20 protein-coding genes are annotated in these 24292 nt (G+C 50.0%); 6 read left to right on the forward strand and 14 right to left on the reverse strand.

Annotated elements, in window-relative coordinates:
- Window positions 1-5: 5 nt before the first annotated feature.
- The 9 genes from F566_RS0114000 to ubiU form a co-directional block, all read right to left on the reverse strand.
- Window positions 6-1097 (reverse strand): hypothetical protein, encoded by a 1092-nt coding sequence (locus F566_RS0114000; RefSeq protein ID WP_020407624.1) that lies wholly within the window; start codon window positions 1095-1097, stop codon window positions 6-8.
- 119 nt (window positions 1098-1216) lie between these two features.
- Window positions 1217-2392, reverse strand: a complete 1176-nt coding sequence (locus tag F566_RS0114005; RefSeq protein WP_020407625.1) for a hypothetical protein — start codon at window positions 2390-2392, stop codon at window positions 1217-1219.
- A 152-nt stretch (window positions 2393-2544) separates the two neighbouring features.
- Window positions 2545-2763 (reverse strand): hypothetical protein, encoded by a 219-nt coding sequence (locus F566_RS0114010; protein ID WP_020407626.1) that lies wholly within the window; start codon window positions 2761-2763, stop codon window positions 2545-2547.
- A gap of 146 nt (window positions 2764-2909) precedes the next feature.
- Complete coding sequence (locus F566_RS0114015) at window positions 2910-3563, reverse strand: glutathione S-transferase family protein (RefSeq protein ID WP_020407627.1); 654 nt, start codon at window positions 3561-3563, stop codon at window positions 2910-2912.
- Between the two features lie 74 nt (window positions 3564-3637).
- Window positions 3638-4885: an RNA polymerase sigma factor gene (locus F566_RS32910; protein ID WP_020407628.1), complete on the reverse strand. Its 1248-nt coding sequence runs from the start codon at window positions 4883-4885 to the stop codon at window positions 3638-3640.
- A 41-nt stretch (window positions 4886-4926) separates the two neighbouring features.
- Window positions 4927-5280: a YciI family protein gene (locus tag F566_RS0114025; RefSeq protein WP_020407629.1), complete on the reverse strand. Its 354-nt coding sequence runs from the start codon at window positions 5278-5280 to the stop codon at window positions 4927-4929.
- A gap of 182 nt (window positions 5281-5462) precedes the next feature.
- Entirely contained in the window at window positions 5463-6221 is a 759-nt protein-coding gene (locus tag F566_RS0114030) for a substrate-binding periplasmic protein (RefSeq protein WP_020407630.1), read from the reverse strand.
- A 123-nt stretch (window positions 6222-6344) separates the two neighbouring features.
- On the reverse strand, window positions 6345-7223 hold the full coding sequence (locus F566_RS0114035; protein WP_020407631.1) for a U32 family peptidase: 879 nt from the start codon (window positions 7221-7223) through the stop codon (window positions 6345-6347).
- Window positions 7224-7265: 42 nt separating this feature from the next.
- A complete protein-coding gene (gene ubiU / locus F566_RS0114040) occupies window positions 7266-8261 on the reverse strand; it encodes a ubiquinone anaerobic biosynthesis protein UbiU (RefSeq protein ID WP_020407632.1) in 996 nt (331 codons plus the stop codon).
- Window positions 8262-8448: 187 nt separating this feature from the next.
- Between ubiU and ubiT the strand changes: the two genes are divergently transcribed.
- The gene (gene ubiT, locus F566_RS32915) at window positions 8449-9066 is read left to right on the forward strand and encodes a ubiquinone anaerobic biosynthesis accessory factor UbiT (protein ID WP_020407633.1); all 618 of its coding nucleotides are present in this window, start codon (window positions 8449-8451) and stop codon (window positions 9064-9066) included.
- Window positions 9067-9162: 96 nt separating this feature from the next.
- On the opposite strand, the gene F566_RS0114050 is transcribed toward ubiT, so the two are convergent.
- From F566_RS0114050 to F566_RS0114070, 5 genes are all read right to left on the reverse strand, one after another.
- A complete protein-coding gene (locus tag F566_RS0114050; protein ID WP_020407634.1) occupies window positions 9163-9915 on the reverse strand; it encodes a peptidylprolyl isomerase in 753 nt (250 codons plus the stop codon).
- Window positions 9916-9999: 84 nt separating this feature from the next.
- A complete protein-coding gene (gene narI / locus F566_RS0114055; RefSeq protein WP_020407635.1) occupies window positions 10000-10689 on the reverse strand; it encodes a respiratory nitrate reductase subunit gamma in 690 nt (229 codons plus the stop codon).
- A 9-nt stretch (window positions 10690-10698) separates the two neighbouring features.
- On the reverse strand, window positions 10699-11430 hold the full coding sequence (gene narJ, locus F566_RS0114060; RefSeq protein WP_020407636.1) for a nitrate reductase molybdenum cofactor assembly chaperone: 732 nt from the start codon (window positions 11428-11430) through the stop codon (window positions 10699-10701).
- Window positions 11430-12971, reverse strand: a complete 1542-nt coding sequence (gene narH / locus F566_RS0114065; RefSeq protein WP_020407637.1) for a nitrate reductase subunit beta — start codon at window positions 12969-12971, stop codon at window positions 11430-11432. Before narH ends, narJ begins: the two co-directional genes overlap by 1 nt.
- Before the next feature lie 13 nt (window positions 12972-12984).
- Entirely contained in the window at window positions 12985-16734 is a 3750-nt protein-coding gene (locus F566_RS0114070; RefSeq protein ID WP_020407638.1) for a nitrate reductase subunit alpha, read from the reverse strand.
- Between the two features lie 419 nt (window positions 16735-17153).
- Here F566_RS0114070 and F566_RS0114075 point away from each other — a divergent pair, with 419 nt between their 5' ends.
- From F566_RS0114075 to F566_RS35480, 5 genes are all read left to right on the forward strand, one after another.
- Window positions 17154-19040 carry an ATP-binding protein gene (locus F566_RS0114075; protein ID WP_020407639.1) on the forward strand — a complete coding sequence of 629 codons (1887 nt, stop codon included), beginning with the start codon at window positions 17154-17156 and terminating at the stop codon, window positions 19038-19040.
- A 115-nt stretch (window positions 19041-19155) separates the two neighbouring features.
- Window positions 19156-19680 (forward strand): VOC family protein, encoded by a 525-nt coding sequence (locus F566_RS0114080; RefSeq protein WP_020407640.1) that lies wholly within the window; start codon window positions 19156-19158, stop codon window positions 19678-19680.
- A gap of 343 nt (window positions 19681-20023) precedes the next feature.
- On the forward strand, window positions 20024-21244 hold the full coding sequence (locus F566_RS0114085; protein ID WP_020407641.1) for an ETX/MTX2 family pore-forming toxin: 1221 nt from the start codon (window positions 20024-20026) through the stop codon (window positions 21242-21244).
- Window positions 21245-21444: 200 nt separating this feature from the next.
- Entirely contained in the window at window positions 21445-22746 is a 1302-nt protein-coding gene (locus F566_RS0114090) for a phosphoinositide-specific phospholipase C-related protein (protein ID WP_020407642.1), read from the forward strand.
- 399 nt (window positions 22747-23145) lie between these two features.
- Window positions 23146-24225 carry an AraC family transcriptional regulator gene (locus F566_RS35480; RefSeq protein ID WP_020407643.1) on the forward strand — a complete coding sequence of 360 codons (1080 nt, stop codon included), beginning with the start codon at window positions 23146-23148 and terminating at the stop codon, window positions 24223-24225.
- Window positions 24226-24292: the final 67 nt, after the last annotated feature.

Consider the following 24292-nt stretch of genomic DNA (forward strand, 5'->3'; position numbering starts at 1 on the left):
GCGGGCTATTCGAAAGAATCCAATATCACCCGACCCATGGTCTTGTCATCGGCGTTGGTGATATAGCGATACTCACGGAACCAGTCCCACCAGGCGTAGACTGTATGATATTCCACGTCCACACCAATGGTTTTGGCCAGGCTGCTGTTGTAATGATCAGCGCCGCTCAGGGCGAAAGTCATGTCTCTGCCGTCCTTGTTGGCCTGCATTTCATTGTGGGCCATTTTCTCACTCATGATGAGAGGATAGTGGTAGTTATACAACTGGTTCAGAGAAGGCGCTTTACTGACACTGGTGACTCTGCCATCGATGCGAAGATCCTGAACGCAGGAGTCAAAGGAGCCGTCATAAGCTGCGCCACAGGCACTGTGCAGTGGTACAACACTATCGTCTGAGCCTTTGATCAGAGGATGAGTGGCAAAGCCATAGAGCTCATTACCAGTGGCAGCAATCCGCAGGCGGGGAATCGCTGGAATGTTGTTGACGGCGGTATTTCTCGCGACACTGGGTTGCAGGTCAATGGCGACACCCGGGTTCATGCCGATTTCCAGGTCGTAGCCAAGAAACTCCAGCAAGGTCTCGAGAATGTCTGCGCCATGGTTCACGCCGTTAATCACATCAACACCGTAGTTGGCCAGTTCAGTCCCACCTCCGGCGCCTGCCATGTCGATGACCGCGGCAACCTTGAACCTGTTGGCCAGGGTTGAGCCGAGCAGAGACATTTTATTGGCGATAACATAACGCATCACCAGATCTCCGGTCGAGTGGGTGATGATAATACAGTCATTGTCACAGTGTCCTGAAGACAGAATTGGCTGTAGCTGGGTTGCAATCAGCTCGGCGATGCCACCTGCACCGGGTAGCCGTTTATTGGAAGGCCAATAAAGTATTTTGGTTGAGGGAGAGTCTTTGATGGCCGAATCGAATCCGTCCCAGTAGGCAATCCCATCTGACTGGCCATTATCACTGGGGGGGAGGGGAATATGCCAGGGAAGGAATCCTTGAATCAGAATCACATTTTCCCCGGCAAGTTGGGCGTAGGAGCCGGTGGCCACGAGCATAAGCGCGACGGCCAACATCAGTTTGAGTTTTTTCACCTTAATTCTCCAATTGTTATCTTTGTTGCGGAGAGCATACAGACGGTATTGCTCATGGAAATGCAGGACCTGCGATTGCGTTGTCAGGCCTTGCCTTGGGATAGTCCCTGTATTTGTTGTTATTGGGTGCTACCCAGTTGACGAAGGAACTCCAGACGCTTTTGCGCCTCTTCGTCGACATAGGGCACGTCGTCATATTCGTCAAAGCCATGTGCTGCAATGGCGAAGGACTCTTTTGACGAGCGGCCGTATTCAGTGGTGTAGGTGGGAGGAGCGGGCATGCGTGCCAGCATGATGTCCTTGAGTTTGTAGGGGCCAGGGTGCCCTTTTTCTTTCAGTGCGCTGATATGGGCGCGTAACGGTATGATTCCCCGGCTACTGCGAACTTCGTGCTGTGCTGTCAAGTGTACCAATGGCTGTTCTGAATCTGCACTATAGAGGTTCGCTCCGAGCTCATGATAGCCTGGGTTGTCTGTTTCGATATGGACCGGTATTTCCAGATACTCACCGTTGACCTGGGCGACATCAACATGCGTGAGTGTCGCGATGCCTTCAGTGTAGGTAACCGGGGTGCCCACTTCGTGTACCTGACCGTCAATTGTCAGACTGGCAACAGCGCGTAGTTCTGTGCTTGCAGGAGTTCTGGAAATTTCATTGGGATTAAAACGAAGCCGATAGCCCGGTGCGGCTCCTTCAATCCTGCTTGCAGTGGCCTGCACCAGTGTTTTGCCGCTTTCGACCAGCCTGCCTTCCACTTGAACCCAGGCGCCATCTGCCAATCCGTTGATGGTCACAATTGCCTGAATCGTCTCTCCAGTGAAATACTGGCGTTTATCGGTTTTCAGTAAAATGGTGGGGCTGTTCTCATCTTTGAAATCCAATGGCAGTGTTGCGGCAAAACTCTGGTTGGGAAGGTATTTCTGTAAAGCATCCTGGTCAGTGATGGGCATGGAGAACGTAGGGAATCGAATCTGGTCGGCATAGACATCGGCAACCTGGGCTAATCGTGCTTTGACTTCCTGTTCAAAGTAGGGATTATCCACGTAGTCCGGATCTTGGGGGGCGTTTTGGCCGGGAATATTGGCGGATTCAACTTTGACTGCCTTATGGGCGGAAGCCAGGGTAGCAGGTCTATTATGATCCTGGACTGAAGCATGATTCTGGTGGGCAGAGTTCGGGCTTTCTCCGGAATGTGAAATAAAGAGCAGCAATCCTGCAACGATGACCAGCCCCGAGACAGAAGTAAGACCCTTGTGTTTCCTGGCAAGATCCAGGACTTTTTCAAACGAAAACATAGCGGCGAATCCTGTGTCTTTTTGTTTTTATTAGACGGATATCTCTGCTGCACAATGCTTTAATTCAGGCACGGGAGATGCAGCCGAGTGGTTTTCGACACACTATATAAGGTTTTGTATGAGGATTGCCCCACCCAAATGGGGGAGCTGATCTAACGAATTTGGGCGAGAGAATTCAAAACGAACTGTCTCATATCGATCGTCAGAGTGAGGAGAAGATCCTGGTCAGGTGGTGGGGTATCCAGAGGGGGGTTGGAGAACATCATATGAAGGAAATAGGTGTGCGGGACACAACCTGAGTTGTGTCCCGCTGCAATAAGCGCTTCCTTTGCCAATTCCTGAGGCTCGTTAATCATCCTTGCCGCTTCCATGCATCGTGTCCCTACGTCGCTGATTGCATCCCTACGCTGCTTATATTAGTCATTCATCCGGTCAGGCAAAAGGCTACATATCCTAAAGGAATGTAAGAGATATCCTACGTGGTTTGAGACTGATGCAACTGCTTGTTTTTTGCATATCAGTCAGCCTCGGCCACGGCCTCAAGCATCTTTTCGTTTATCTGTGCTGTAGAATTCCAGCTCTCAACACAGTTCAATCTTTCCAGCCATTGAATGATGTTTTTGTATGGCTGATAGGGGACATCGCCGGCGTCCCAGTGGTCTGACTGAGAGGCAACAGCGAAATCTGCGATGGTTAGCTTGTCGCCTGCCACAAACGGGGTCTGTGCCAATTGGTCGTCCAGAATTTGCGCATAAATTGCAAATCTCTCTTTTCCTTCGGCAATTTTGGCCGGGTCTCCTGAAGCACCCATGAATAGAGGTTTAAAAAAGGTTTCCATGAGGATAGTGCCCGAAGCCAGATTAAAATGGGCCATTTCCCAGAACAGCCAGCGGGTGATGTTCGCTCTTTCCTGAGGGGAGCCTGAAAATAACTCTCCGGATCCGTATTGGCAGGCCAGATACTGACAGATCGCATTCGATTCCCAGAGTCTGAAATCCCCATCGACCAGCACAGGTACTTTCCGGTTTGGGTTAAGGGCGGTGTATTCAGGCGTCATCAGATCACCTTTGTCAAACTCAAGATACTCAATCTCCACATCCAACTGGAGGTGTTGGATAGTGGCCAGAACCTTACGGCAGTTTGGGGAACCGTAGACAAGATATGCTTTCATTTCGTCGCCTCATTCAATGGTTTTTGGTTGTTGCCTTACCTAGACGAATGAGGAGATAGAATCCCTACAGACTCCTAACGTTTTTTCTGAATTTCGGGAAGAAGGCTGTCGATCTTGTTTTGCAGATAGGATTTTTCTTCCCTGGTTTTACTGAAGTCATGCGCTTTTTGCAGGTTCGTAATGGCCTCAGTGAGATTGCCGGCCATCTCGTAAAGGTGCCCTATTACCACGTAGAAATGGCTGTATCCTTGCATGGACTTGTCATGGGCATACCCGTTCAACAGAGTGATGGCCTCATCAGGACCGTAGACATGGGCCAAGGCCACAGCGCGGTTGAGTTGAATAATGGCAGAGTCCTCAAACCTGACCAGTGAGTCATAGAGCATCAGGATTTGTGGCCAGTCAGTTTCTTCATTTGTCGTAGCGGTGCAGTGCAGTGCAGCAATCGCTGCCTGCACCTGGTAAGGTCCGGGATACTGCAATCTGAGTGCTTTGTCCAGCAGGGCCTGGCCGAGAGTGATCTGATCCTGATCCCATAATCTGCGATCCTGCTCCGGAAGAGGGACAAGGTTTCCTTCAGGTGAGAGGCGAGCACTATGCCTCGAGTCCTGAAAATTCAGCAGCGCCGCCAGTCCCAGTACTTCGCTGTTTTCCGGGTACAGTTTTAACAGAGTTTCCGCAAGAGAAGTTGCTTCCTGACATAAAGACTTCCTGATTGGATCCTCTCCCGGGCTGCAGCTATAGCCTTCGTTAAAGATCAGATAGATGACTTTCAGAACCGCCTCCAGGCGTGACTCCAAATGTCGCGGTGCTGGTATCTGGTAGGCAATTCTGGCCTGGGTGATCTTGTGTTTTGCCCTGAGCAATCGTTGTTCCATGGTCTTTTCACTGATCACCAGGGAACGTGCCACCTCTGACAGCGATAATCCAGCGACGGTTTTCAGTGTCAGGGCAATCTGGGTTTCCAGGGCCAAAGCCGGGTGGCAACAGGTAAATATCAGACACAGATAGTCATTCTGGAGATGTTGGCGGAGAATATCCTGCTCCTGTTGAAGGGGAAGGTCTGTGTCGCTATCCACCAGCTCCAGAAAAGGAAGGACAGATTTTTGGTGATATTGTCGGCGCCGAAAGATATCTGTGGCCCGGTTGCGAGCTGTGGTCACCAGCCAGGCCACCGGGTTTTCCGGAACCTGGCCGTTCCAGGTTTCTACGGCCTTCAAGCAGGCATCCTGTAGGCAATCTTCGGCCAGATCAAATTCGCCGGTCAGCCTGATCAGGGTGGCCAGCGCCGGGCCATAGGCCTTCTTAATTGCCTCTTGCATGATTGACCCTCACAGGAGGCCCTAACTTGTTTAGGAACGAGCTAACCACGGGGTACCGAGTAATTCACCGGTCTGACTTCTACACCTCCACCCTCAGGCACTGGAATCATTCTGGCATATTCCAGTGCCTGATCTAGATTCTCACAGTCCATAAGGTAGTAGCCCACAAACACTTCCTTGGATTCAGCAAAAGGGCCATCTGTGACAACCAGTTCGTCGTTTCTCCTGCGTACAGTTGTGGCGGTTTCGATACCATGAAGTCGATCGCCTGCAACAAAATGCCCTTTGGACTTGCTCAATTTCTGCAGCTTTCTGTGTTGCTCAAAAAGAGGCTCCATATCTACAGAGCTGTCTGGCCAGGCCGAGTCATGATGAATGAGTAACATATATTGCATCGAAAGGTTTCCTTGATTGATGAATGTATGCAATAGACGAACAGTGTTGTTCAAATCCTACAACTAAATGAAAAAAATTTATAACGTATCCGGAAATGCAAAGTTGAAATTGGGGGGGGCAAAAATTGAAGGTCTAATGTGGTGTACATAAACCCGAGAAATTCGATATCAGGGATTTCGTTTTAAGGATTATAGTAACCCTCAATCAGAAGGCTCTCGAGTTTGCCGTATTCTCCGGATTCCTTTAACCGCTTCAGGCCGTGATTAATGCTGCTCAGGATTTGTTCGGCCCGCTCTCTGGATATTTTCCGGGAAATCATCAGATGATAAGAAGATTTCAGCAGAGCTTTGTCATGATTGGTAATTTGGCTGGCTTGTGCGGCCGGGAAAATTTCATAGAGCGTTGTGTATCCAACCACCATTTCCACTGGAAACAGGTCAATTCTCCCCAGTAATAGTTTTCTCAGGTTAGTGGCATCATCAGTAATGGGCTCTATGGTAATCCTGTTTTCCTTGGCTGCCCGATCAAATTCATCGCCGTAGGAGTAGCCCAATGCGGTTCCGATACGATAGGGCTGAAGATCATCTATTGTGTCCCAGTTGAAATTGAAATCTTTTCGATGGAAAAACACTTTTTTGTTCACCATCAAAGGATCGGAAAAGATGAACTTCGCCATTCTTTCTTCGTTGGGAATCCAACACGGAGTGACATCCATTTCACCATCCATGACGGTAACCGCCGCTCTTTTCCAGGGGAAATAGGTGACCTGCAGTTCGAATTCTGTCATGGCTTTTTCGAGCAGATGAGTGCAGAAGCCGCCATGTTTTAAATCTTTCCCGGTAAATGGTGGCCACTCACCGCTACTGACGGTAATAATCTCCTTGGCAGATATGACAAACGATAAGAGTATCCCTACAGTGATCACGATGACTTGCTTCATTTTGGTGACACTGCTGATTGGAGGTATTGATCCAAGTATAGGTTATAAATTGACCATTAGGGAAGAATACCTCAGAACAGGTGATTATAGAGAAATCTTGACGATCAACCGGGCTGAAAAGTTTCAGGTATGCAGCTCCATTCCAGCCAGTCTGTTCCAGTACCCGTTACAGTGATGAGCCAGGTAAGGTGTGACAGTTGAAAGGTCGCTTTCCTTGGCGCTTTTCAGATTAGTCACCAGTTCCAGAACGGTGCGGCTTTCCGGTGCCAGTCTGATCAGTTGGATGCCCGTGGCCCGGATTTCCTGCCATTGATTCAGCAGGTTCAGGCACTTGCCGGACTGAGTCTGGATACCGTTAAGTGTAAACAGCTCCTGGCCATCCTGACTGGTAGCTTTCATACCCGCAGGATGCTGCAGGCAAATAAACTGGCACTGGTCCTTGGGCAGGTTGTGGGCTCTGGCGGTATAACACCTGGCAGAGTAAGCCAGTGTCATATGTCCATAAGCAAAGAGTTCTGTTTCTACAGGACTGGTTGCTGCCTGCATAATGTCTCTGATGGCATCTTTGCTTAGTTCAAGGGGGGGCACCCAGCGTATGCAGCCTGTATTAGCCAGCAATTCCAGGCTGTGCGCATTGTAGATATTCAATGCAGGCCCGGCGACATAAGGGTGTTGAAGTTTGGACAGTATGTTAACTGCAGCCATGTCATTGGCTTCTACCAAACAGCCGTGTTTGGCAGCTGTTTCACATAACCGGTAGAGAGCATTCAGTTCAGATTCGGCTTCGATCAGAGCCAGAGTGGATAAGACCACTTGTTTTCCGGCCTCTTTGAGGTTGTGAGCCAAACCCAGCCAATCATCCAGGTTGAGTTGCCTCCTTTTGGAGCAAACGGTTTCTCCCAGGTAAATAATATCGACATCCGAATCGGCAGCCGACTGGTAAAAATCCATAACGATTTTCTTTTCCCAGAAGTAGGGAAGGGGGCCAAGGGTAATTTTCATAGTAAGCTCGTAGTAATCCGCTATAAATTTATACTTCGTTGGTTACTGCCAGGGGCGAGAATAAGCGCCGAGGGTTGTCTGGCTACCCTCGGACAAAGACTGAAGAGCCTGCATCCATTGATGATGAGTCGTGTATCTCTCAGGGGACTGTCGAAGCTCATCCAACGCCTGCCGCCACACGGAGACCACTTGACTGACATATGCCGGGCTGCGCTGGCGCCCCTCGATTTTGACCGCTTTGACTCCGGCGGCTTGAAGTTCCGGTAGTATCTCCAACGTGTTCAGACTGGTGGGTTCCTCAAGGGCGTGGTATCGGTGTCCATCCACATCGAATCGACCTTTGCACAATGTGGGGTATCCGGCTTTCTCGTCGGCACGGTAGCGATCAATCACTACATTGTTAAGTCGTGACTCCAGGTGTTGGCCAGTTTCCCGCCATTCTACGAAACGAGCCGGCGAGCAGACTCCTTGTGTATTGGGTGATTCGCCAGTGATATATGACGATAGATAACAACGACCTTCAGCCATGATGCAAAGGCTGCCGAATCCAAAGACTTCCACGTCGACAACGTTACTTGAGGCAACCTGTTTGACTTGTTTAAGTGAGAGAACTCTCGGCAGGACCGCCCGCTTGATATTGAACTGTCGGACATAAAATTCGAGCGCACCGATATTGGTGGCAGATCCCTGTACGGAGAGATGCAACGCCAGCTCGGGGTGGTTTGTGTGAGCGTATTCCATCACACTCATGTCGGCAGCAATTAATGCGTCTGCGCCTATAGCGACTGCCTGATCAACGGCTGACTGCCAGCGGTGCCATTCCCGTTGTTGTGCATAAGTGTTTATGGCGACAAAAAGCTTCACCCCCTTTTGTCGGGCAAGATCAAGCGCCTGTCGCGCTTTGCGGTCGTCAAAATTCAAACCTGCAAAATGCCGGGCGTTGGTGTTGTCTTTGAATCCGATGTAGATCGCATCGGCGCCTGCTTCTACGGCTGCCTTAAAAGCGGGAAGGCTCCCGGCGGGACATACCAGTTCCATATTTACCTCTGAATGACATCGAACTTTCTTTGTTTGAGTGGGCATGTTGATAAGAGGTTTTCAGCATACCCGCATGTATTCCCAGCCTATTGTGAAAAGGCCGGCTGTTTGTTGATTGATATCAATGTCGATCACGGTTAAAGCCGTTTAAATAACCCTTTCCAGGTTCAATATGGAGACATCACCCGTGTCGTTATTCCAATCAATCAAAGACCGTGTTTCATCTTCTTCCTTGCCTGCTTTGCCTGCTTTGCCTGTTTATAGTCCTCCAGATCCTCTGGAAGTTTTTAAACGTCCCATGTTTTATGCGGCAACACCGTTTCGTGCCTTACCTTCCCAACTTCAATGTCTGTTGCTACGGCAGATTCTCGAGCATGTTCTGGGCAATCGTATTGCTGATGGAGATTTTGATTGCCTGATCAGCCGTCGTGTGAAAATCAACGTGGTAGATATGAACCTCGCCTGGGAGTTTGGTCTGTCGCCACAACGAAATATTCTGGTCTCGTCGCACACTGATCCGGATACGGAGATTCGCGGCGATGCATTGAGTTTTATGCAGATCGCTACCCGCAGCGTTGATCCGGATACACTGTTTTTTCAACGTCGCCTGATGATATTGGGAGATACCGAACTGGGACATGAAGTGAAAAACCTTATGGACAGCATCGATATGGAGCATCTTCCGCGTCCGTTGCAGTCGTTGTTTAACCGCTGGTGCCAACGGGTGATCAAGGCGCATCAGTGGAGTGATAAACTTGGTCAGGCTCTGCAGTATCGAGTACCTCTTCAGCAGGCAGATCTATGAAATGAAAGAGGCGGGAAGCCGCCTCTCATATATCCTCTTTGCCAGGTTTACCGTTACCCCGTTCAGTTGTGTTCGTATTTCCAATAATCCTGCTTGCTATTGAATGAGCGGTGAGGCTTCCATTTCATATCCACTGATTTCGGCCTCATCCGCCAAACGCCTGAGATAATCGGCAATCGTCTGACGTTCTCCCAGCTCTTCCAGATATTTACGGATAGTTTCAACGACCATTTCGTAGGGTAGAGACTGGCCTGGAATGCTGCGGTCCACCCAGATGACATGGACACCATAACGACTTTCAACAGGTTGTGAGAGCAGTCCGGTATCTGCCCGAAACAGTGCTTTCTCAAACTCAGCAACAGTCTGCCCCTGTGATACCTGTCCCAGAGATCCCCCGGTCGCTTTTGAAGGGCAGTCTGAAAACTTCTCCGCCAGTTTGCTGAAATCTTCTGGTGAATCTTTGAGCCGAGCTATCAGTGCTTCGGCCTGAGACAGTCGTTCGCTGCGTAGTTTGGCATCATCAGGTGCGGCTCCTAAGAGGATATGTCTGGCCTCAACCAATGGGGAACTGCTGAATTCCTGTGGATGACTGGCATAGAAGCGCTCGCATTCCTCTTCTGTTGGTTTGGGCGTGCTGACTTCCCTGGCGATCAGGATTTCCAGCAATTCGTCACTATTCTCGGCGTTTAAGCCCAGAGCCTTTGCTCTTTGACAAAGTAACTCTTTAATGATCAGCGAACGGCTGGCAGCGCTTTGAGCCGTTTCAACCGAATCGGCGGGAAAGAATTGCATCTCGGTATAGATCTGATCTGAGGTGATTTCAATGCCGTTAACGGTGATTGCATTCATGGTGTTCGTCCGGGTTAAAGGATTGATTGAGTCCGGGATCATTGTTATCAGGATTGGACGGGTCTGAAGACCCGTCCGGATTTTTCAAGATTTGGCAGTACCACGTACGACTTGATAGTTCCGGGTAAAGTACCGAACCGGAATGCTCCATACGTGAACCAGACGACTGAATGGAAACAGCACAAACAGCGTCATCCCCAGAACAATATGCAGTTTGTAGATGATATGGACGTCCACCATGACAGCAGCTGCCTGAGCAGCATTGAAAGTGACAATAGACTGCGCCCAGTTCATCATTTTCAGCATTTCGCCACCATCCATATGGCCGGCTGATACGAAGATGCTCAACAGACCGAGAATCAACTGAGCCAGCAGTAGTAACAGAATGGTGATATCCATCCGGGTGGAAGATGCTCTAACGCGAGGATTGGTCAGACGCCTTTTCACCAGAATGATCAGGCCAAACAGGCAGATGATGCCGAAAAATCCGCCAACGCCCATGGCAACCGCCTGTTTGAAGCTAGCGGAAATGCCGAGGACATGCCAGACAGCAGCTGGGGTCAGGAGACCGACAAAATGCCCAAGGAGAACAGCAATGACGCCGATATGGAACAGAATACTGCCCAGGCGAAGTTGTTTGCTTTCTAGTATCTGACTGGAAGCGGTTTTCCAAGTGTATTGATCCCGATCATAACGAATCAGGCTGCCGATTAAGAAAATGGCCAACGCCACATAGGGGTAGACGGCCAGGAATAAAGTGTTGAGATAGCTCATAGGAATCTCCTAAGACCGGGTTATGTTCTGGGAAGTTGATACTGGGGCCTCTACCCATTGCACGGTGCTGACATCGTCGCAGCGTTGCGTGGGCGATGGCTTATAGCGACTGCTGGGGCAGCTGGTGTCGTCTGGAGCTGTAAACGAGACGGCCTCTTCCTCCCAGATTTTATCCAGGGCTTCTGGAGTGTCGTCGCGTTCTTCCTTCGCCACCTGCTCACGGACTTCTGTCAGATCCAGTTCAATATCTGCCAGACGTAATAAAGCGCCGATGACCAGAGCATAATCGCTTTCCCGCTCTTCCAGTCGCGCCTGTAGAAGGGTCAGCACATGAGCCACATCGACAACCCAGCCCAGTGCCTGATCACCCTGGGTGGCAGCGAATTCCAGGTAGACGGGGAGGTAGTCTGGAAGTTCTCTGACAGAGAGTTCCAGCCCGGCATTCCGATACTGTCTGATCAGTTCTACCATGGCTTGACCACGGTCACGGGATTCGCCATGTACGTGCTCAAACAGGTGCAGGGAAACAGAGCGCCCTCGTTCAAACAGTCCGTCATATTCGCTCTGCCAGTCCAACAAGTCTTTGTTTTGGGCCTGGCTGACAAAAACGGTTAATGACTCTCTGGTCACCAGTGGTAGTGAGGTGTCTTCCCTGATCATGTTTCCTATCAGGTCCAGATGCTGATAAACCTCTTGAGTGGGGTAATCCAGCAGGGTGGCTATTAAGCGTAGAGCTTTCATTACACGTCCTCCTGAACAGCCGGAATGACCTGACGCACAGTGGCTGATTTGCCGCCGAACAGATTGACCGAGTTGTCTCCAGTGGAACAACCGTTACCGAAGCTGAAGCCACAACTGCTTTTCATGTCGTATGCGTTCTCGGCATAGGCGCGGTGAGTTGTCGGAATGACAAAGCGATCTTCGTAGTTGGCCAACGCCATGATCCGGTACATGTCTTCCACCAATGCTTTGGTCAGGCCTGTCTGGGCCAGTACTTCCAGATCTTCCTGCTGATCCACATGTTTGCTACGCATATACGCCCGCATGGCGATCATGCGCTCCAGAGCTCGCACGATGGGAGCTTCGTCTCCTGCGGTTAACAGGTTGGCCAGATAGCGCAATGGAATTCGCAGGCTCTTGAGATCCGGTATCTCGCCATTCATACCTACATGCCCTTGTTCCACAGCATTTTGGATCGGGCTCAAAGGTGGGACGTACCAGACCATGGGCAGGGTGCGGTATTCAGGGTGTAATGGCAGTGCAACTTTCCAGTCGATCGCCATTTTATACACCGGTGAATTCTGTGCGGCTTCCAGCCAGGCTTCGGGAATCCCTTCCTTGCGGGCGGCGGCGCGAACCTCTGGATCATTGGGATCCAGGAAAATATCGCACTGGGCCTGGTACAGATCCTTGTCGTTAGTGGTGGAGGCTGCCTGTTCAATACGATCAGCATCGTAAAGGAGTACACCCAGGTAGCGGATACGCCCGACACAGGTTTCAGAGCAGACAGTGGGTTGCCCTGATTCGATCCGTGGATAGCAGAAAATACATTTTTCGGATTTACCGCTTTTCCAGTTGTAGTAGATCTTTTTGTATGGGCACGCGGAGACACACATCCGCCAGCCACGACATTTATCCTGATCGATCAGAACAATGCCGTCTTCTTCCCGTTTGTAGATGGCTCCGCTAGGGCAGGAGGCGACACAGGCGGGATTCAGACAGTGCTCGCACAGGCGTGGCAAATACATCATGAAAGTTTTCTCAAACTCGCCGTACATATCTGCCTGTACCTGATCGAAGTTTTTATCCTTACGACGCTTGGCGAACTCGGTTCCGAGAATTTCTTCCCAGTTGGGGCCCCATTCGATTTTCTCCATCCGCTGCCCGGATATCAGTGAGCGTGGCCTTGCAGTGGGCTGATGCTTCATATCCGGTGCTTTATGCAGGTGCTGATAATCGTAATCGAACGGTTCGTAGTACTCGTCGATCGTCGGCAGATCAGGGTTGGCGAATATATTGGCCAGAACCCGATGCCGGCCACCGATCCGGGGCTGCAGTTTTTTGGTGCCGTTTCCTTTGAGGGTCCAGCCACCTTTCCATTTGTCCTGGTTTTCCCATTCTTTGGGGTAGCCTATGCCGGGTTTGGTTTCCACATTGTTAAACCAAGCATATTCGACGCCTTCACGTGAGGTCCACACGTTTTTACAGGTGATCGAGCAGGTGTGGCAGCCGATACATTTGTCCAGATTCAGGACCATGCCGATTTGTGCACGTACTTTCATCTCGCGTTTCTCCTCACTCGGTCGCAGCCAGCGTATGTTCAGGCCCGTCCAGCCATTCAACTTTGTTCATCTTGCGGACGATGACGAATTCGTCCCGGTTGCAACCCACAGTGCCGTAGTAATTAAAGCCGTATGATTGCTGCACATAACCACCAATCATGTGAGTTGGTTTCATCACTGCGCGGGTAACAGAGTTGTGGATACCGCCGCGGGTCTGGGTGGTTTCGGCTCCCGGTGTGTTGATAATCCGTTCCTGGGCGTGATACATCATGGCCATGCCCTGGGGAACCCGTTGTGAGACCACTGCCCGGCAGGCGATGGCACCATTGACGTTAAATACCTCAATCCAGTCGTTATCCACGATGCCAGCTTCTTTGGCATCCCGTTCACTCATCCACACAATCGGACCGCCGCGGGACAGGGTCAGCATCAGCAGGTTGTCGGAGTAGGTACTGTGTATGCCCCATTTCTGGTGTGGGGTGATCCAGTTCAACAGGATTTCCCGGTTACCGTTTCCTTTCTTGTTCAGGACCGGATCGGTGGTCTTCAGGTTAATGGGTGGCTTGTATAGACACATGGTTTCGCCGAAGTCACGCATCCACTCATGATCCTGATAGAACTGCTGGCGACCGGTCACTGTACGCCAGGGAATTTGCTCGTGAACGTTGGTATAACCGGCGTTGTAGCTCACATGCTCATCTTCCAACCCGGACCAGGTGGGGGAAGAGATGATCTTGCGGGGTTGCGCCACAATATCCCGGAAACGGATTTTCTCTTCTTCCTTGGGACGGGCCAGATGGGTATGGTCCAGGCCAGTGATTTCGCTCAGTGCCCCCCAGGCCTTCACGGCGACCTGACCGTTGGTTTCCGGTGCGAGTGACAGAATCACTTCGGCGGCATCAATGGCAGATTCAATTTTTGGCCTGCCGCCGCGGGCGCTGTCTTCCTGATGGGTTAGATTAAGTTTGCCCAGGAATTCCACTTCTGCTTTGGTATCCCAGGTAATCCCTTTGCCCCCATTGCCCAGGTTCTCCAGAAGAGGGCCCAGCGAGGTAAAGCGATGGTAGGTGTTGGGGTAATCCCGTTCCACCACAACCATATTCGGGGCTGTTTTGCCCGGTATCAGATCACATTCCCCTTTCCACCAGTGTTTGACTCCGAAAGGTTGGGCAATTTCCGCAGGCGTATCGTGGAGGATTGGCAGGGTGACCAGATCCTTTTCGACACCAAGGTGGCCTTGCACGGTTTTGGAAAAGGCTTTGGCTATGCCCTTGAAAATATCCCAGTCACTGCGGGCTTCCCACACTGGATCGACGGCTTTGCTGAGAGGGTGAATGAACGGATGCATGTCGGATGTGTTCAGGTCATCTTTCTCATACCAGGTGGCCGTAGGCAGCACGATGTCGGAGTACAGACAGGTAGTCGACATGCGGAAGTCCAGAGTGACCAGCAGATCCACTTTGCCCTCAGGGGCCTCATCGCGCCAGGCGACATCTTCCGGTTTCTTGCCGCCCATTTCCCCCAAATCCTTGCCCAGTAGACCGTGCTTGGTACCGAGTAGGTGGCGCAACATATACTCATGGCCTTTGCCGGATGATCCCAGCAGATTTGAGCGCCAGATAAACATGTTACGTGGATAGTTTTGTGGATTATCCGGGTCTTCGCAGGCGAACTTCAGTGAGCCGTCCTTGAGGTGCTCAATGGCAAATTCCTTTGGATCCTTACCGGCTTTTTCGGCAGCTTTGACCAGTTCCAGGGGGTTCATTCCCAGTTGCGGTGCTGACGGCAGCCAGCCCATACGTTCGGCGCGGGTATTGTAGTCGATAATGGAGCCAGTCCATTTGGATTGATCTGCCAGCGGCGAGACCACCTCTGTCATCTCCAGTTTTTCATAGCGCCACTGATCTGAGTGGTTATAGAAGAAAGAGGTTCCGTTCATATGGCGTGGCGGACGCTGCCAGTCAAGAGCAAAGGCCAGTGGCTGCCAGCCGGTTTGCGGGCGCAGTTTTTCCTGCCCGACATAGTGAGCCCAACCGCCACCACTCTGACCGATACAGCCGCACATCATCAGCATGTTGATCAGGCCACGGTAGTTCATGTCCATGTGATACCAGTGGTTCAGTGCAGCCCCCACAATGACCATGGAGCGTCCCTGAGTCTTGTCGGCATTACGTGCGAACTCTCTGGCGACGCGAATCACGGCATCACGGGGAACGCCGGTAATGGCTTCCTGCCAGGCAGGGGTATAGGGTTGGTTATCGTCAAAATCTTTGGCGCAGTTGGGGTCGTTGTATCCGTTGTCCACGCCATAGTTGGCCAGCGTCAGGTCAAATACGGTGGCAACCTGTGCTTTGGTTCCATCCGCCAGTGTGATTTGTTTAACCGGTACTTTGCGATAGATAAGGTTGTCGTGGTCAGTATGCTGGAAGTAATCCAGTTCATGTTCCTGCCCGCCGAAATAGGGGAAAGCAACGTCTGCCAAAGCATCATGGTGATCTTTCTGGCTCAGACGCAGGGTCACATCTTTACCATCTTTGCCTTCGCGGGGCTGGATGTTCCATTTGCCTTTTTCTCCCCAGCGATAACCGACAGACCCGAGGGGAGAAACCAGTTCGTTGTCTGTGTCATTGACGGCAATGGTTTTCCATTCAGGGTTGTTGTCCTGACCCAGGTGACCATCAAGATCAGACGCCCGTAAAAAACGGTCCTGTATCAGTTTGCCATTGTGCTCTTTCAGCATGACCAGCATGGGCATATCGGTCGTGCGACGTACATAGTCGGTAAAGTAGGCGCTAGGCTGGTCCACATGAAATTCTTTCAGAATGACATGCCCGAATGCCATGGCCAGTGCTGCATCGGTCCCCTGTTTCGGAGCCAGCCAGGTGTCACCGAACTTGGAAGCCTCTGAATAGTCAGAGGTGATGACACAGGTTTTGGTCCCTTTATAGCGGACTTCTGTCAGGAAGTGCGCATCAGGGGTTCGGGTCTGTGGAACGTTTGACCCCCAGACAATGATGTAGTTGGAGTTATACCAGTCCGCGGATTCCGGAACGTCGGTCTGCTCCCCCCAGATTTGTGGAGACGCGGGGGGAAGGTCACAGTACCAGTCGTAGAAGCTCAGGCAGTTACCGCCGATCAGTGACAGATAGCGGGCACCTGCTGCATAGGAGACCATGGACATGGCGGGTATCGGAGAAAAACCGGTGATGCGGTCGGGTCCATATTTTTTGGCAGTGTAAACGTTCGCTGCGGCGATGATGTCATTCACTTCGTCCCAGTCACCACGCACAAAGCCACCCATACCACGGCGTTGCTTGTAGGATTTTGCCTTGGCGGGGTCTTCCACAATGCTGGCCCAGGCGTCAACCGGGTCGCTGTGCTGCATCCTGGCCTCACGCCAGAGTTTGATCAGATGCTTACGCACTTTGGGATATTTCAGTCGGTTGGCGCTATAGATATACCAGGAGTAGCTGGCACCGCGAGGACAGCCACGGGGTTCGTGGTTAGGAAGGTCCGGCCGGGTGCGTGGGTAGTCTGTTTGCTGTGTTTCCCAGGTGACCAGGCCGTCTTTAACGTAGATTTTCCAGCTGCAGGAACCGGTACAGTTGACGCCGTGGGTGGAGCGGACAATCTTATCGTGTTGCCAACGGCGTCTGTATCCCTCCTCCCAGCTGCGATCATCTGTGGTGGTAATGCCATGCCCCTCTGAAAAGGGTTCGCCTTTGCGTTTAAAAAACTGCAGGCGATCCAGAAAATGACTCATGCTCTACTCCTCGTGGTATGAGCGCCACCTGTTTACACTTTCAGGGGCGAACGTGTTGAACCTATGTCCCTTTCAATTCTAGGAGTGAGGCGTCAGGTAAGTTTGATCTGGGTCAAAGTGTCTTGGCTGGCAATATGGTGGGCTAAGTAGTGTCTACCCCCAAAGAGGTAGCCAAAAAAAACAGAAAATATAGGTGATACAATGACTTATTGATTACGGCAATGAACTTTCCGACACTAAGGGGTAGGGTGAGTCTTTAGAGGTACTACCTGAAAAAGGACCTTCATTGGGGTTAGTCTGTTCGTTGTTTTATTAGCCGGTGCTAAGCTAGGGGATAAATCGTTCAACGGCATCGGTACGAATCCAGGAGGGATTGAGAAAGGATGGATAGGCCACAGATGCCAGGCAGGAGAATTATCATGCTGCAACGCATGCAGAAGTCGATCGTATTCAGAATAGGTGTGTTGATGGTCGCAATGGTAACCGTCGCCATCGCGGCCATGCTGAGTTCCTACCTGATTGCAGACGAGGCTGACCGTGATGCTGAGTCTGTCAATCTCTCCGGATCGTTGCGTATGCAGAGTTATCGGGTTCTGTCTACGCTTCTCGCCACAGAAGTTGACCCGGAATACCGTAGCAAGGCCCGGGATCAGATCATCAAACTGGAGAATCGGCTGGATAGCGCCATTCTGGTGACGGAAGCTGACAAGCAGGAAGGGACGGAACTGAACACGCGCTATTATGCCGTGAGTCAACGTTGGCGAGATCAGATCCGGCCTCGGCTGGAACGTTTCCTGGCTGAACAGGAAAGCATCTCTGCAGGTGAACTGCAGAAAATGATTGATGGCTTTGTGGATGAAGTGGACATGTTGGTCCAGGCTTATCAGGAAAGCGCGGAAGCACGAGTCGCCAATCTCAGAATCGTGCAGCTGGTAGCCTTGTTTTTTACGTTGGGGCTGGTGGCACTGTCCCTGAGTATTCTTCATGAGCATGTGGAGCTTCCCCTTAGAGTATTGACGAAAAGGGCTGAACAGATCGGTGAAGGAGATTTCAGCGGTGAGGTGGAGCTTAAGAATCAGGATGAGCTCGGAATTCTGGCGGATACGATCAATCGCATGTCCCAGCAGCTATACCGTATGTATGACACGCTGGAAACCAAAGTCCGGGAAAAAACCCGGGCGCTGGAGCTGAGTGCCGATTCATTGAATTTTCTCTATCAGATGGCTCGACAGATCAATGAAACCACCCACGATAATATTGATTTTCAGGACTGGTTGATTGATTTATCCAAAATCACCGGCGTTAAGCGAATCGAATTGTGCTTGAAAACCCCTGAGGCGATTATTCCTTACGAACATGTTCGTGCCGATTATATACAACCTTTGCCTGCCGTCTGCGATCGTGAGGACTGTGAGAAGTGCATGAGCGTGGGGCTGGAGGAGTGCAATACTGAAGACGGCAACCTTCAAAGTGAAGAAGTCAGATACGGGTTGTTAAAAGAAGGCATTCAATATGGCGTGATCGTCTGTACGCTGGAGCCGGGACAGCATCTGGAACCCTGGCAACAGCAGGTAATGCAGTCTTTTGCCGATCAGGTCACGGTGGCTTTGAGCCTCAAGAATCAAAGCGAGCAGGAGCGCCGTGAGGCGTTGATGAATGAGCGTAATGTTATCGCAAGGGAGCTTCACGACTCATTGGCCCAATCACTGTCCTATCTCAAGATACAGGTCACCCGCCTGACCCGGGTATTGGGAAGGGAGGATATGGAGCCGGAACTATTGGAGGAAATCACGGAAGAGATCAAGGAAGGAATCACCTCTGCCTATCGCCAACTGAGAGAGCTGCTGACTACTTTTCGGCTTACCATCTCAGAAAAAGGCTTGCGAGCTGCGGTGGAGCATACAGTCGAGTCCCTGCAGGAACAGCATTCCTCTATGAATATTCAGTTGAAGTATTCTGTTACGGACGTTCCTTTTACACCCAATGAGGAAATTCACCTGCTACAGCTTGTGCGGGAAGCATTACAGAATGCGGTACGCCACTCCAAAGGCTCCGAGGTTCAGGTGACTTTGAAAAGTGATCAGCAAAGAAGTGTGTTGGTACAGATTGATGATAACGGTATTAATATTCCCAAGGATCCGGATAAGCTCAATCACTATGGCCTTGCCATCATGCGTGAACGCACCCGTAACCTGAGGGGAGAATTAAGTATCAGTCGGCGACCGGAAGGCGGAACCCGGGTGCAGTTTCAGTTCCAGCCGGATTACTATGCTGAGCGGAACAGGACGATTATGAGCCAGGCATGATCCACCAAAACGGTCAGGCTAACAGGCCAGATACGATTGGGGCTTCAGTGTAAATTGCTTTATGAGTGTAATATAGTGTCAGGCCCTGACTTGAAATCGATGTTGGATCATCAGTATGGCCTTTCCCAATCTGGCATTAAGCCACTTCGAACTTTTCGTCAATAATGTGGACGAGATGGAGCACTTCTATCGGGAAACCCTCGGATTCATTGTGACTGACAGGGGAAAAGGGGAAGGCGCTATGGTGTTTCTAAGCCGGAGCCCGGAGGAGCATCATCAGTTGGTCCTGAATCCGCAGTCAGGGTTCAAATCTGATAAAAGTCCTCTTGATCATCTGTCATTCAGGGTGGCCTCACTTTCAGATCTGCGTCAGTTCTACCTGTCTCTGTCAAAATCAGAAGTATCCTGCGACACAGTCTCTCATGGCACTGCTTGGTCGATATACTTCCGCGATCCTGAAGGAAACCGCCTGGAGATTTTTACCGATACGCCCTGGTATGTTCACCAGCCCTGTAAGTTTAAGGTAGATTTGTCGTTATCTGATGACGCTTTATACGCTTATACCGAAGCTAAGGTTTCTGATATGCCCGGATTTTGTGCTGTGAGTGAATGGTCTAGAGCTCATCAGGCGTCTGTTTAAGATAAGACAAACGTCCTTCCCCATACATACTCCCGCCTGCATTTGTTCCCTAAAACCGATGGTTCCCGGATCATCCGTTTTTTTGCTGATAGTGGCTTTTCACTGGCATCTAGTGCACCCATTGTTGTTTTTTCCTCTTTGAAAGTTGTCGTCTTTTATTGTCTTTTTGTCGTCATATCAATCTCCGTCTTGGATAGAGTGAATTTTACACGAGTGTTGTGTGAACACGGATGGATGATTCAGTGGCGAGCTTGAACTATGGGCAGACCGGTAAAGAGGGAACGATAAGGAGAGCCTGGTGAAGGCAGTACGTTATGAGACGAATTTCAAAAGGAATAACAAGATGAAAAGACTCGCGATATTTGTATTTCTGGCTCTGGGAGCTTCACAGGCGTTTGCCTCTGATCTGTTGGATTATTACTTCGACATCAACTACCGGTCGGATATTGTCTACGGCAAAACCAGTAAGGGCAGTGATTTCGATATGTGTGACAACTATAAGAACAAAAGGCGGCCAGGGGATAAGATCACCGCGATAACCACCTATAGTGGTGATGAGCGAATCAAGGGGATCAAAATTGAATATCTGTATGCCGACACCGAAACTGTCGGTTCAACTGGCGGGAGTGGTTATCGGAAGGTTCTGGGGCACACGGAGTATGTTCAGAAGTTTCGGTTCTACAAAAAACGGGATGGAAATATCTCACGCATATTGCTTACCGCGAAGGATATGACAGACAGCTCAACACGTGAGCTCTACTTTGGTAAAGGTAACGGCTGGTACAAGTGGTATGAAAATGTTATCGGCTATTCTCATCGTTCACTGGTGGGGTTTGCTGGCACAGCCGGTGATTCAAAGATCTGGAGTATTTATCCATGTGCTGGGAATCGTCTGACCCTTGAGGAAGTGGGGGTGGAAATCCATTGGGACCAGATTTCAGAAAGCAGTGATGATCAAAAAGTCTTCTTTGGCGAACGGCTTCTGACCAATAACTCTACTATAGAACAATCTGATAATACCAAAGTACTGTACAGCTATGGTTCAAGAGAGTCTGATAGCTGGACTGATACTCTTGGCGTGTCGGTCACTGCGGGCGTTAGCCTGACGCAAGGCTTTAAAGCTGGTGTTCCCTCGACCCTTGAGACCAGTGGCTCCATTACCTATAGCTTTTCCGAGACTTTCAGCGCCTCTACCACTGTTGGCTATACAGAAGAAGTTAATGAACAGCGAACAATTGATGAGTGGATGGCAGCCTATGTTCCGGCGCACACTGTGATGGTGGCAAGGATGTCATTGGAATATGGGGAGGTTTCGGTTCCATACACCTCGACAGTCAGAAATCCGCATGATGGTAAACAGTTTAAATTTAAGGGCGTTATTTCGGGTTCAGATTATAGTAATGCCCGGAAGCGCTGGGATGAGGTTGGCAAAGTCTATGGTGATCGGTATGAAATCTATAGAAGTAATGCCTGGGTTATTGACTACTATGGCCTGGAAAATGCCACTTTGATCGACGATCCTGACTGGATGGATTCGATGTCTATAGTTGAAGGTCCTATGTAGTCAGGACTGAAGTATGTAAGTAGCCAAATACTGAAAAAAGGGTGAGCAGTAATGTGCTGTTCATCCTTTTTCAAAAAGAATAGGTGATTGACGTCAAACCGATCCTTGGCAGAAAAAACCATTCTGATTGAGGCTATATTCTTATTCGAATTTACCTGGATTCAGAACAACAATAAAGGCTTACTCAGGGAATCGCTGAAATGTATATTAAGAACCGTGACTTTTTTATATCCGCTGTATTTGTTCTTTCATGTTTTTTTTCCTGGCCCGCTACTGCTGAGACGTTGGACGCATGGGCGCAACGGGCACTTCTGATTCAAAATAATATTGATAACAACCTTCCTCTGGCCAGAACCACCTGGGTCGGAACCCATAACTCCTTTGCCAATGCTGATGACGATAATTTCTCATTTGGTGTCAATCAGGGGATGTCCATGCGCAGGCAGCTTGATGCTGGCGTTAGGGAGCTGGTTCTTGATCTTCATAAGGCGAATAAACAGATTCGTATGTGTCATAACAATACGGGGTTTGGTGGTTGTGTAAAGAACATTACTGGGTGGCGTCGCTTTACGGCGGGGTTGAAGGATATTCGCGACTGGATTAATGCCGGAAACCAGGATCAAGTGGTGATGATCAAACTGGAGTTGGCCGGGTCAGCAAAAGACAGCCTGAACAAAGTCTATAAGGCCATTGATGAGAGCGGCATTATATCCATGGTATACCGCCCGGATAGTCAGTCCTACCAAGGTAATGGAGGTGATGACAATTGTACCTTGCTGAATACCGATCATTTGACGAAATCTCAAATACTGGCAGCCGGCAAGAATGTGTTGATGATCACCTATGGTTGTACCGGAAATTCAAGTTTCAATGGACATGTGTTTAATGCTGCGCAGTCCATGAAAGACTTTAAATCCGCTGATGATATTGAAAACCTGGGCGATGGAGAACGTTATACCACAATGAGTCGAGTCAAGGATGGCACCGTCAAAGGTGGTGATGACGCGAAACTGAAACCCAGCACGGTTGGAGGTTTTCTCAATGCCGGGTTGAATATTTTTGAACTGTACGGCTACGCAGCCGAAGGCAGTGGATGGAAGGTGGATGGCGAGTACCCGGTCTCTCAGAGCGATCTGGTATGGTCCTGGGATGCGGTCGGATATGAACCCAATGGCGACGGAAGTTGTACAGTGATATCCCACGATTCCGATCGCTTCAGAGATATATCCTGCGGAGAGCGCTTGTATGCTGTTTGTCTCAGAACAAATCAAAGCCAGATAGATTGGGCGTTAACCTCTCAACCGGTTTATCTCGGTGAAGCTCAGGCACAATGCCAGCAGGATTACGGTGCTGAGTACCAGTTTTCCACACCCCATAGTCAGCATGAACTGAATGCTGTCCTGGAAACTCGTCACAGTAACAGCCTGGGGCAGGTGGATCTGTGGATCAATTATCAAAGGATAGGCAACCAGTGGATTGCTGATCATGCCAGCAATCCATAAGGTGATTTAAGCAACTATTTAAAAAATCTCTTGTTAACGGAGTCTGGGATCAGGCTCCGTTTTTTGCTGTTTTGCCCTGCTACCTACTAGATGGATTCCTGTTTCCCCGGATATCCTTCCGCTCCCCTTCATCCCCTATATTTTGCTGAAAATCATCTGAATTCTCTAAAAAACAGACTGACAACATTCTCCGTCAGTCTTCTTAAATTCTTCTTAACGAGTTGCACCTATATACGTAAGAAGTATCACCAATAGTGTAATTCCCTAAGGTCTCTTTCTCAGAAAACACTAAAATCAGGTTGTTTTTTGCACAGCGGCATACGCCCGAATTCAAATAAAAAGAATCCGTTGGATCGGATACATTCCGGCAGCGGGGCAGTCATGACGAGGTAGGCACGAATGTTGGACGGTGGTTTTACTGTGGCAGGGGATTATTTGATATCAACCCGGTTACTTATGAGCATTCTGAAGCTTTTGGAAAAAGACGGCATCGAAGTTGAGCGACTTCAGGAGACCTACGGTTTGCCGATAGGGATCAGCGAAGATAAATATCGCTCAATCGAACTTGATCGGTTTCGGCAATTGTTGGGGGATGCTCAACGTCAGATGGGGGGCCCTGCCTATGGACTACGAATGGCAGAGGTGTACTTTTCCTCTCTGTTTACGAAACTGGTACACCTGTTTTTGACCACAGAAAGTATATTTTCTTCCTTCTGTTTTCTTGAGGAAAGGCTGCAAGCCTCGAAAGCACCTAATTATATTATTCTGACGAAAGCCGGGAATGACGATAAGGTGATTATTCAAAATCGTGACAACAGTCCCCACCGGCCACAGATGATGATGGTGTTCGATATGGGCTTGCTCTGGAAGTTCAGCGAGCGTGTGGCAGGTGATTTCGAGTTCCCGGTCAGGGTAAAGCTGGCGTATCCTCAGGATAACCCACTTTCCGTCTATCAGGCATTCTTTGGCTCTCAGTGTGAAATTTCTTTCGATTGTGAGGAGTATGCGTTGATTTTTTCTCATCACGATTTCAGAAAAGGGAATCCCATAGCTGATGTGGATCTGCAGCACAGGATCAAAAACGTCTTACGGGGATTTGAACCGGATGCCTTAAATATCAGTGCTCAGGACCTGGCTCAAAACTGGCCTCACAAGGTAAGGAAAAAGATCGAAGCACATCTACCGCATGATGTCTCCATTGATAGCATCGCAGAAACGCTGCACATATCCCCGCGCACACTCCAGAGAAAACTAAAACAAAATGGCCTGAGCTACTCGCGAATTCTGGAAGAGTGCCGCAAGGACTTAAGCCTGCTGGCGTTGAGATCAGGGAAGACCGTGGCCAAGGTCGCCTCTGAACTTGGATACAGCAGTGTGGCAAGCTTCCGACAAGCATTTCTGGTTTGGTATGGTACATCGCCCTCACTGGTTCAGATCGTGACAGACGACAAGGACGATTCACATAACCACGATGATTGAGGATTCGGTCCGGATCCTCCAACTGACCCACATAGATCAGTGATCCTTACCCAAAAAAAAGCGCCCC

The organism is Hahella ganghwensis DSM 17046, assembly GCF_000376785.1.
Classification (GTDB): Bacteria; Pseudomonadota; Gammaproteobacteria; order Pseudomonadales; family Oleiphilaceae; genus Hahella; species Hahella ganghwensis.

Coding starts and splice junctions, on each gene's coding strand:
- F566_RS0114005 (WP_020407625.1), bottom strand. CDS start 2,392: ATGTTTTCGTTTGAAAAAGTCCTGGATCTTGCCAGGAAACACAAGGGT.
- F566_RS0114010 (WP_020407626.1), bottom strand. CDS start 2,763: ATGGAAGCGGCAAGGATGATTAACGAGCCTCAGGAATTGGCAAAGGAA.
- F566_RS0114015 (WP_020407627.1), bottom strand. CDS start 3,563: ATGAAAGCATATCTTGTCTACGGTTCCCCAAACTGCCGTAAGGTTCTG.
- F566_RS32910 (WP_020407628.1), bottom strand. CDS start 4,885: ATGCAAGAGGCAATTAAGAAGGCCTATGGCCCGGCGCTGGCCACCCTG.
- F566_RS0114025 (WP_020407629.1), bottom strand. CDS start 5,280: ATGCAATATATGTTACTCATTCATCATGACTCGGCCTGGCCAGACAGC.
- F566_RS0114030 (WP_020407630.1), bottom strand. CDS start 6,221: ATGAAGCAAGTCATCGTGATCACTGTAGGGATACTCTTATCGTTTGTC.
- F566_RS0114035 (WP_020407631.1), bottom strand. CDS start 7,223: ATGAAAATTACCCTTGGCCCCCTTCCCTACTTCTGGGAAAAGAAAATC.
- ubiU (WP_020407632.1), bottom strand. CDS start 8,261: ATGGAACTGGTATGTCCCGCCGGGAGCCTTCCCGCTTTTAAGGCAGCC.
- F566_RS0114050 (WP_020407634.1), bottom strand. CDS start 9,915: ATGAATGCAATCACCGTTAACGGCATTGAAATCACCTCAGATCAGATC.
- narI (WP_020407635.1), bottom strand. CDS start 10,689: ATGAGCTATCTCAACACTTTATTCCTGGCCGTCTACCCCTATGTGGCG.
- narJ (WP_020407636.1), bottom strand. CDS start 11,430: ATGAAAGCTCTACGCTTAATAGCCACCCTGCTGGATTACCCCACTCAA.
- narH (WP_020407637.1), bottom strand. CDS start 12,971: ATGAAAGTACGTGCACAAATCGGCATGGTCCTGAATCTGGACAAATGT.
- F566_RS0114070 (WP_020407638.1), bottom strand. CDS start 16,734: ATGAGTCATTTTCTGGATCGCCTGCAGTTTTTTAAACGCAAAGGCGAA.
- F566_RS0114075 (WP_020407639.1), top strand. CDS start 17,154: ATGCTGCAACGCATGCAGAAGTCGATCGTATTCAGAATAGGTGTGTTG.
- F566_RS0114080 (WP_020407640.1), top strand. CDS start 19,156: ATGGCCTTTCCCAATCTGGCATTAAGCCACTTCGAACTTTTCGTCAAT.
- F566_RS0114085 (WP_020407641.1), top strand. CDS start 20,024: ATGAAAAGACTCGCGATATTTGTATTTCTGGCTCTGGGAGCTTCACAG.
- F566_RS0114090 (WP_020407642.1), top strand. CDS start 21,445: ATGTATATTAAGAACCGTGACTTTTTTATATCCGCTGTATTTGTTCTT.
- F566_RS35480 (WP_020407643.1), top strand. CDS start 23,146: ATGTTGGACGGTGGTTTTACTGTGGCAGGGGATTATTTGATATCAACC.